Origin of the sequence: Bradyrhizobium sp. PRIMUS42 (genome assembly GCF_023006515.1) — a bacterium.
Lineage (GTDB): Bacteria > Pseudomonadota > Alphaproteobacteria > Rhizobiales > Xanthobacteraceae > Bradyrhizobium.
In genome coordinates this window covers 1-1703 of record NZ_JALBGZ010001011.1, presented here as the reverse complement: position 1 = coordinate 1703, position 1703 = coordinate 1, and the positions used below count along the sequence as shown (strand labels likewise).

Sequence of the window (1703 nt, the reverse complement as noted above, 5' to 3'; positions counted from 1 at the left end):
CTCAATCTGGTCGGGCTGATCGCCACGTTCTATGTCACCGCGGCGCTGTTCGTTTTCGTCGTGCTCGGCATCATCGCACGTCTGGCAGGGTTCTCGATCTTCAAGTTCCTGAGTTCGGTTCACGCCGCCTGAGCTGAAAAGCAAAGGGCCACGCGCACCGGCGTGGCCCTTAATTGCGGCGTGGCGCGATCAGGCGACCTTGGTCGTCATGTGCTTGAACATGTTGGCGCGCGCCTCATCGTCCATCTCGGCCTTGAAGGCGAACTTGTCCTTCAGCGCGATCGCGCGCGCCGCCGCCGGGCGCGCCGAGATCTCGTCCACCAGCCGTTTCACGTTCGGGTATCGCGCAAAGGCGTCGTCGCCGAGCTTGAACGGCAGCATCCGCGCCCAGCCCCACAGCGCCATGTCGACGATCGAATAATCGTCGCCGACCATGTAGCGGCGGCCTTTGAGATGACCGTCGAGAATCTTGTAATGGCGATCGGTCTCGTACTGGTAGCGGTTGTGGGCGTAGTCGTGGTTCTGGTCCTTCGGCGCAAAATGCTTGAAGTGCACCGCCTGGCCCGAATAGGGGCCGACACCGGTGGCGATGAACATCAGCCACGACAGCATCTCGCCACGCACGCTGGCTGAGGGCAGGAACTTGCCGGTCTTCTCGGCGAGGTAGAGCAGGATGGCGTTCGAGTCGAACACGGTCGCCCCATTGTCGTCGATCGCCGGCACCTTGGCGTTCGGATTGACCTTCAGATAGTCCGCCGTGAATTGCTCGCCCTTGCGGGTGTCGATCTTCACCGGTTCGTAGGGCAGGCCGGACTCTTCGAGATAGAGCGCGACCTTGGTCGGGTTCGGCGAACCGTTGAAATAGAATTTGAGCATCACACATCTCCCCAGTGTTTCTTGCCGAGAGCGAACGCGGCGTCATCGCCGCTGGGTCGTCTTCTCTTGCCCGAACAGCCGAAGAGAGCAACCGGCGAGTTTGCCGGGCGGTATCTGCGCCTCACGCAGATCAGCCGGCGTAACAAAGGCCGATCGCCGCCGTAATGACCATCGCCACGCCGACCGCCTCCAGGCGCAGTCCGAGCCGGGTGGCGAGGTGCATGTCGGAGGCCCGCGCCTTGCGCTCCGATCCGCGCGCGTAGCCGTGGACGATGACGTCGTGATTGAAATTGTCGTGCGCCTCGTTGCTGCTGGCGAGCCCGACGCAGATCACCAACACACCGAACAGCGCGAGGCCGAAGAATCCGAGCAGGGCGATCAGGAACATCGGAAACATGCCGACCAGGAAGATCGGCAGCAGCGGCACCAACAGCAATGTCTCGGACTGTCGTCGCATGGGACTAGGCCGGTCAGGACGGGGCTGATGGGGCGAATCTAGTCCCGGCTGGCGCGGCATTCAAGGTGCCGTAGCAACCATTAAATGGCGGCGGTGTTTTGAGCCGTACGGATCGCCTGCGCCTGCCATGATGACGCCGTGCTCGCGTCCGTCAAGGCGTGGCCTGGCGGCAGATCGGGTGAGGTTGGGGCGAGCGACGGCCATCCTTGACGGACGCTGCGCGCGGCGCCAGGAGGAGCCGCAGGTCGGGACGAAGAAGCGCGTCCCGGTCGAACTAAGAAGCAGGGAGTGATCCCGGCGGCTCGCCGCACCATGGCGTGCCGCGGGCTACCACTGTGTTAGCGAAGATGAGCATCTTTCTGGCACAGGC

2 protein-coding genes are annotated in these 1703 nt (G+C 63.2%); both read right to left on the bottom strand.

What is annotated here, in order from left to right; genetic code table 11:
- Window positions 1–189: 189 nt before the first annotated feature.
- Entirely contained in the window at window positions 190–876 is a 687-nt protein-coding gene (locus tag MOV75_RS36910) for a glutathione S-transferase family protein (RefSeq protein ID WP_246930765.1), read from the bottom strand.
- A gap of 130 nt (window positions 877–1006) precedes the next feature.
- Window positions 1007–1333: a hypothetical protein gene (locus MOV75_RS36905; RefSeq protein ID WP_246930767.1), complete on the bottom strand. Its 327-nt coding sequence runs from the start codon at window positions 1331–1333 to the stop codon at window positions 1007–1009.
- Between the last annotated feature and the right edge of the window lie 370 nt (window positions 1334–1703).